Here is a 7,465-nt window from a genome sequence, read left to right on the forward strand (position 1 = left end):
TGAAACTCCCAACAAGATTTTTTGCGTCCGCCCCTGCCGTGACGGACCCTGGATTTTTACTTGCCCGACTTGACCTTGGTCCAGCTACGGGTCATCAACCGTTGCACCTTGGGAGGTAGCTCGGAGTTGACGTACAACTTGTCCAGCACTTCTTGCGGTGGGTAAACCGCTGCGTCGGTTCGCACGCTCTGGTCCATCAGATCGCCAGCCTTGGGGTTCGGGTTGGCGTAACCGACGTAATCACTGACCTGGGCAATGACCTCAGGCTGCAGCAAATAGTTGATGAAGGCATGGGCCTCTTTGACATTCTTGGAGTCCTTGGGGATCGCCAGCATGTCGAACCAGAGGTTGCCGCCTTCCTTGGGAATCGCATAGGCCACCTTGACGCCCTTGCCGGCTTCTTCGGCGCGGGACTTGGCCTGGAATACATCGCCGGAAAAACCGGCAGCCACGCAGATGTCGCCGTTGGCCAGGTCCGAGATGTATTTGGAGGAATGGAAGTAGGTCACGTAAGGACGCACGGCCAACAGCTTCTTCTCGGCGTCGGCGTAGTCCTTGGGGTTGGTGCTGTTGGGATCGCGCCCCATGTAGTTGAGCACTGCCGGGAGCATCTCGTCGGCCGAGTCGAGGAAGGCGACCCCGCACTTGGAGAGCTTCTTGATGTTCTCCGGTTCGAGCAGCACAGCCCAGGAATCGATCTTGTCGGTGCCCAGCGCCGCCTTGACCTTCTCGACGTTATAGCCGATGCCATTGGTGCCCCACAGGTAGGGGACGGCGTACTGGTTGCCCGGGTCGTTCTTTTCCAGACGCTTCATCAGCGCCGGGTCGAGGTTCGCGTAATTGGGCAGCAGCGCCTTGTCGAGCTTCTGGAACGCACCCGCCTTGATCTGCTTGCCGAGGAAATGGTTGGACGGCACCACCACGTCATAGCCGGTGCGACCGGCCAGCAGCTTGCCTTCCAGGGTTTCGTTGGAATCGAAGACATCCTGCACCGGCTTGATGCCAGTAGCTTTTTCGAAGTCTGCGAGGGTGGTCTGACCGATGTAGTCGGACCAGTTATAAATGTGCACCGTGGGCGCCGCTTGGACGCTGATCGCCAGCGTCAGACCCGCTCCAGCCAACAAGGCCTTGCGAAATACAGAAATAGACAAGTGGGAGGTCCTCACAAATGTGCCAGTGGCAAACGACAGAAATACCTGCCGGATAAGCAAACCGGCGCGCAACTTACCTTCGATGCACTCGTGCCGCAAAAAAAATTTGTGCTTTCATGCTCCCTGGACGGGATTTACACCGCGTCCAGGGAGGTAACCAGCTTTACTTGCCCGATTTGATCTTGGTCCAGCTGCGAGTGATTTCGCGCTGGGCCTTGGCACCCGGGTCAGCAATTGCATACAGCTGCTTCTTCACATCAGCTGGTGGGTAAATACTCGGATCGCCCGAGATGTCCTTGTCTACCAGCGCGGTAGCCGCCTTGTTGCCGTTCGGGAAACGTACGGCGTTGGTGATCTCGGCCATGACTTCCGGCTGCATCAGGAAGTCCATGAACTTGTAGGCGGCTTCGACGTTGACGGCATCTTTAGGGATGGCAACCATGTCGTAGAAAGTACCGGCGCCTTCTTTCGGAATGACGTAGTCCAGCTTGACCTTGTCACCGGCTTCGTGGGCACGGGCCTTGGACTGCTCCAGGTCACCCGAGTAACCCACGGCGACGCAGATGTTGCCGTTGGCCAGGTCCGAGATGTACTTGGAGGAGTGGAAGTAACCGATCGACGGACGCACGCTGAGGAACAGGTCTTCAGCGGCTTTGAGGTCTTCCTTGCTGGTGCTGTTGGTTGGCTTGCCCAGGTAGTGCAGCGCGGCCGGGATCATTTCGGTCGGCGCATCGAGGAAGCTCACGCCGCAGCTCTTGAGCTTGGCGATGTTTTCCGGCTTGAACACCACGTCCCAGGAATCGATCTTGTCGATGCCAAGCGCCGCCTTGACCTTCTCCGGGTTGTAGCCGATGCCGATGGAGCCCCACATGTACGGGAACGCATGCTTGTTGCCCAGGTCGCTGGCATCGCCAACGGCCTTGAGCAGGTCTTCGTCGAGGTTCTTCCAGTTTGGCAGCTTGGAGCGGTCCAGCTCCTGGTAGACGCCGGCCTTGATCTGTTTGGCCAGGAAGTTGTTCGACGGTACGACCACGTCGTAGCCGGACTTGCCTGCCAGCAACTTGGCCTCAAGGGTTTCGTTGCTGTCGAACACGTCGTAGACGACCTTGATACCGGACTGTTTTTCGAACTTGGCGACGGTGTCTGGTGCGATGTAATCGGACCAGTTATAGACGTGCAGTACTTTGTCATCCGCCTGAACAGCACTGGCCATGGCGCCCATCAGGGACACGGCCAACAACGTCTTGCCCAATTTCTTCATGCGTAATGCTCCAGAATTTTTATTTAGCCATCTGTTCAGCGGCCGGCTTATTCGGCGCAAGCCCCGAGCGACTGAAACAGCCGCTAGTCTGGCAAGTTACAAGGCGCTCTTTCAACAAAAGAGGCACCTTGAAACCCATTGATGCCATTACGCTAGCCTAGCACCTGGCTATTTCAGCGCTTCGAGCGTCAGGTCCAGGCATTTGCGCGCCTTTTCCACCAGCTCGTCGATCTCGGCGTGGCTGATTACCAGCGGCGGCGCGATGATCATGGTGTCACCCACGGCGCGCATGATCAGGCCGTTGTCGAAGCAGAACTGACGGCAGATCATGCCGGCACCCTGGCCTTCGTAACGGGCGCGGGTGGCCTTGTCCTTGACCAGCTCGATGGCACCGAGCATGCCCAGGCCACGCACTTCGCCCACCAGCGGGTGATCGTTGAGCTCACGCAGACGTTTCTGCAAATACGGTGCCGTTTCTGCCTGAACGCGCTCGATGATCTTCTCGTCGCGCAGGATCCGCAGGCTTTCCAGGCCTACCGCCGCCGCCACCGGGTGGCCGGAGTAAGTAAAGCCGTGATTGAAATCGCCGCCTTCGCTGAGCACCTTGGCCACTTCGTCACGCACGATCACACCGCCCATAGGGATGTAACCGGAGGTGAGGCCCTTGGCGATGGTCATCAGGTCGGGCTTGAGGTCGTAGTAATCGGAGCCGAACCACTCGCCAGTGCGACCGAAGCCACAGATCACTTCGTCTGCAATAAACAGGATGTCGTACTTGGCGAGGATTTCCTTGATCTTCGGCCAGTAGGTTTCTGGCGGAATGATCACTCCGCCTGCGCCCTGGATCGGCTCGGCAATAAAGGCGGCGACCTTGTCTTCGCCGACTTCGAGGATTTTCTTTTCCAGCTGCTCGGCAGCCCAGACCCCGAACTCGTCCGGGGTCATGTCGCCGCCTTCACCGAACCAGTACGGCTGCGGGATGTGCTCGATGCCCGGCAGCGTGCCGCCCTGGGCATGCATGCCGCTCATGCCGCCCAGGGCAGCACCGGCCACGGTGGAACCGTGATAGCCGTTGATGCGGCCGATGATTACCTGCTTCTGCGGCTTGCCCTTGAGCGCCCAGTAGTGGCGGACCATGCGCAGGTTGGTGTCGTTGCCTTCAGAACCGGAACCGGTGAAGAACACATGGGTCATGCCCTTGGGCGCCACAGCGGTAACCGCCTTGGCCAGCTCCAGTGCCGGTGGGTGGGCAGTCTGGAAGAACAGGTTGTAGTACGGCAGCTCGCGCATCTGCTTGGCGGCCACTTCAACCAGCTCTTCACGGCCGTAACCGACCGCCACGCACCACAGGCCCGCCATGCCATCGAGGATCTTGTTGCCCTCGCTGTCCCACAGGTGCACACCCTCGGCTTTGGTGATAATCCGCGGCCCCTTCTCTTTCAGCTGTTGATAGTCACTGAAAGGTGCCAGGTGATGCTCACTGCTAAGGGTTTGCCACTCACGGGTTTGCGGGTTGTTGACGCTCATGTGCTTCTCCGTTTGTTGACGGCCGCGGTCCTGCGGCTCCGGGTTGATCAGACCGCAAACAGCAGGAACTCACGTTCCCAGGAGCTGATTACGCGTTTGAAGTTTTCATGCTCGGCGCGTTTGGTGGCGACGTAGCCGGTAATGAATTTCTTGCCCAGGTACGGTTCCAGCGCCTTGCAGTTTTCCATGCGCTCGAGGGCGTCCTCGATGGTCAGCGGCAAGCGCAGGTTGCGCCGCTCGTAACCACGGCCCTGTACCGGCGCGCTCGGCTTGATGCCTTCGACCATGCCGATGAAGCCACACAGCAGGCTGGCGGCGATCGCCAGGTACGGGTTGGCGTCGGCGCCTGGCAGACGGTTCTCGACCCGGCGGTTCTGCGGGCCGGCATCCGGTACACGCAGGCCAACGGTACGGTTCTCTTCGCCCCACTCGACGTTCACCGGTGCCGAGGTATCGGGCAGGAAGCGGCGGAACGAGTTGACGTTGGGTGCGAACAGCGGCAGCACCACCGGGATGAACTTCTGCAGGCCGCCGACGTGGTTGAGGAACAGTTCGCTCATGCGCCCGTCTTCATCCGAGAAGATGTTCTTGCCGGTGTGCACGTCGATGATGCTCTGGTGCAGGTGCATGGCGCTGCCCGGCTCGCCGGTCATCGGCTTGGCCATGAAGGTGGCGGCAACGTTGTGCTTGAGCGCGGCCTCGCGCATGGTGCGTTTGAACACCAGGATCTGGTCGGCCAGCGACAGCGCGTTGCCGTGACGGAAGTTGATTTCCATCTGCGCCGTGCCGTCTTCGTGGATCAGCGTGTCGAGGTCCAGGTTCTGCAGCTCGCACCAGTCGTAGACGTCCTCGAACAGCGGGTCGAATTCGTTGGCCGCTTCGATCGAGAACGACTGGCGGCCGGTTTCCGGGCGCCCGGAGCGGCCAATCGGCGGCTGCAGCGGGAAGTCCGGGTCTTCGCAGCGCTTGGTCAGGTAGAACTCCATCTCGGGCGCCACGATCGGCTGCCAGCCCCGGTCGGCGTAGAGTTTCAAGACCTTCTTGAGCACGTTGCGCGGCGACAGCTCGACCGGGTTGCCCTGCTTGTCATAGGTGTCGTGGATCACCTGGGCAGTCGGCTCGATGGCCCAAGGCACGAGAAACACCGCGTTCTCGTCGGGGCGGCAGATCATGTCGATGTCGGCCGGGTCGAGCAGTTCGTAATAGATGTCGTCATCGACATAGTCGCCGGTCACGGTCTGCAGCAACACGCTCTCGGGCAGGCGCATGCCTTTTTCGGCGATGAACTTGTTGGTCGGCGAGATCTTGCCACGGGTGATACCGGTGAGGTCGCTGATCAGACACTCGACTTCGGTGATCTTGTGTTCTTTCAACCAATCGGTGAGCTGGTCGAGGTTGCTACTCATAAATACCTCAGGAGGTAAATGTCTGGACAGACGTCAGGACGAGACCCGGAGTGGGCCGTCCCAGACATTCTGGATGCCCTACGGGGCTAAAGCAAAAGTCAGGCGCAGGGAGACCGCAACGGGCAGTTCCCGCAAGGCTGACGAGCCCGCTATAGTGATGGCAGAGGTCATTCGAAGTAGCGTCGGCAGCAGGCAGGGCGCCTGGGCCGTCAATTATTTCAGCCGGGGCGCAAGGTGCTGGCGCGTGGCGCAAGCCACCCGCGAGGAACGCGTGCAAACCGTTCTGTGAACGGCGGGCGATGATGCCGGTTGTCGGCAGGCGTGACATGTAACCCCCGGTATTATTGGTGTTATGGGTTGCCACCGAGCTTAGCCTTGTTCATTTTTTTACACAACACCCCCGTAAAAAATAGAACACGGTCCGCTCAAGATCGCCGTTACCGTACGAAAGCAGCCCTTGTCGGCGCCCCCAATTGCAGCAAAAATGCCGCTTGAGGGCCATTTTAGGGCATCATGGGGCTGGCTTGACTTCAGCATGGCTTTCCGATTGACTGAACCTGCAAGCCCCCATTGATTGATATTTTTAACAACAAAGGTGTTGCATCATGTCGGTACCCCCGCGTGCCGTTCAGCTTAACGAAGCGAACGCGTTCCTTAAGGAACATCCTGAGGTTCTCTACGTTGACCTTCTGATTGCAGATATGAATGGTGTGGTGCGCGGCAAGCGCATCGAGCGCACCAGCCTCCACAAGGTTTACGAGAAAGGCATCAACCTGCCGGCCTCCCTCTTCGCCCTGGATATCAACGGCTCGACCGTCGAAAGCACCGGCCTTGGCCTGGACATCGGCGATGCCGACCGCATCTGCTATCCAATCCCGGACACCCTGTCCAACGAGCCTTGGCAAAAGCGCCCGACCGCGCAACTGCTGATGACCATGCACGAGCTCGAAGGCGAACCGTTTTTCGCCGACCCGCGGGAAGTCCTGCGCCAGGTGGTGAGCAAGTTCGACGAGCTGGGCCTGACCATTTGCGCCGCGTTCGAGCTTGAGTTCTACCTGATCGACCAGGAGAACGTGAACGGCCGTCCGCAGCCGCCGCGCTCGCCGATCTCCGGCAAACGTCCGATCTCGACCCAGGTCTACCTGATCGACGACCTCGACGAGTACGTCGACTGCCTCCAGGACATCCTCGAAGGCGCCAAGGAACAAGGCATTCCTGCCGACGCCATCGTCAAGGAAAGCGCCCCGGCGCAGTTCGAAGTCAACCTGCACCATGTTGCCGACCCGATGAAGGCCTGCGACTACGCGGTACTGCTCAAGCGCCTGATCAAGAACATCGCCTACGACCATGAGATGGATACCACCTTCATGGCCAAGCCCTACCCGGGCCAGGCGGGTAATGGTCTGCATGTCCATATCTCGGTGCTGGACAAAGATGGCAAGAACATCTTCACCAGCGAGGATCCCGAGCAGAACGCCGCACTGCGTCACGCGATCGGCGGTGTGCTCGAGACCCTACCGGCGTCGATGGCGTTCCTGTGCCCGAACGTCAACTCGTACCGCCGTTTTGGTGCCCAGTTCTACGTACCGAATTCGCCAAGCTGGGGCCTGGACAACCGTACCGTGGCCCTGCGCGTGCCAACCGGCACCCCGGACGCCGTGCGCATCGAACACCGCGTAGCCGGTGCCGACGCCAACCCGTACCTGCTGATGGCCGCCGTACTGGCCGGTGTTCACCATGGCCTGACCAACAAGGTCGACCCGGGCGAACCGGTTGAAGGCAACTCCTACGAGCAGAACGAGCAGAGCTTGCCGAACAACCTGCGTGATGCCCTGCGCGAGCTGGACGACAGCGAGATCCTGGCCAAGTACATCGATCCGAAATACATCGATATCTTCGTGGCCTGTAAAGAGAGCGAGCTGGAGGAGTTCGAACACTCCATCTCCGACCTTGAGTACAACTGGTATCTGCATACCGTGTGATGCTTGAGGGCCTTATCGCGGGGGGAATGGGGGGGGGGGGGGGGGGGGGGCCCGCCCCCCACAGCGGCAGAGCAACGCGGGGCGGCGCGCCGGGGCCGGGGGCGGGGGGGACGAAGACCAGAAAAAGATCAAAAAGAG

General features: G+C 59.9%; 5 protein-coding genes. 1 reads left to right on the forward strand and 4 read right to left on the reverse strand.

What is annotated here, in order from left to right:
- Positions 1-56: 56 nt before the first annotated feature.
- From ABIE20_RS13340 to ABIE20_RS13355, 4 genes are all read right to left on the reverse strand, one after another.
- Positions 57-1,151 carry a polyamine ABC transporter substrate-binding protein gene (locus ABIE20_RS13340; RefSeq protein WP_429505487.1) on the reverse strand — a complete coding sequence of 365 codons (1,095 nt, stop codon included), beginning with the start codon at positions 1,149-1,151 and terminating at the stop codon, positions 57-59.
- Between the two features lie 163 nt (positions 1,152-1,314).
- Positions 1,315-2,412: a polyamine ABC transporter substrate-binding protein gene (locus ABIE20_RS13345; RefSeq protein ID WP_429505488.1), complete on the reverse strand. Its 1,098-nt coding sequence runs from the start codon at positions 2,410-2,412 to the stop codon at positions 1,315-1,317.
- A gap of 168 nt (positions 2,413-2,580) precedes the next feature.
- Positions 2,581-3,939, reverse strand: a complete 1,359-nt coding sequence (locus ABIE20_RS13350) for an aspartate aminotransferase family protein (RefSeq protein WP_429505489.1) — start codon at positions 3,937-3,939, stop codon at positions 2,581-2,583.
- Positions 3,940-3,986: 47 nt separating this feature from the next.
- Positions 3,987-5,345: a glutamine synthetase family protein gene (locus ABIE20_RS13355; protein WP_429505490.1), complete on the reverse strand. Its 1,359-nt coding sequence runs from the start codon at positions 5,343-5,345 to the stop codon at positions 3,987-3,989.
- Between the two features lie 605 nt (positions 5,346-5,950).
- Between ABIE20_RS13355 and ABIE20_RS13360 the strand changes: the two genes are divergently transcribed.
- A complete protein-coding gene (locus ABIE20_RS13360; RefSeq protein WP_115084800.1) occupies positions 5,951-7,327 on the forward strand; it encodes a glutamine synthetase family protein in 1,377 nt (458 codons plus the stop codon).
- Positions 7,328-7,465: the final 138 nt, after the last annotated feature.

Source organism: Pseudomonas sp. 2835 (assembly GCF_050435905.1).
GTDB lineage: Bacteria > Pseudomonadota > Gammaproteobacteria > Pseudomonadales > Pseudomonadaceae > Aquipseudomonas.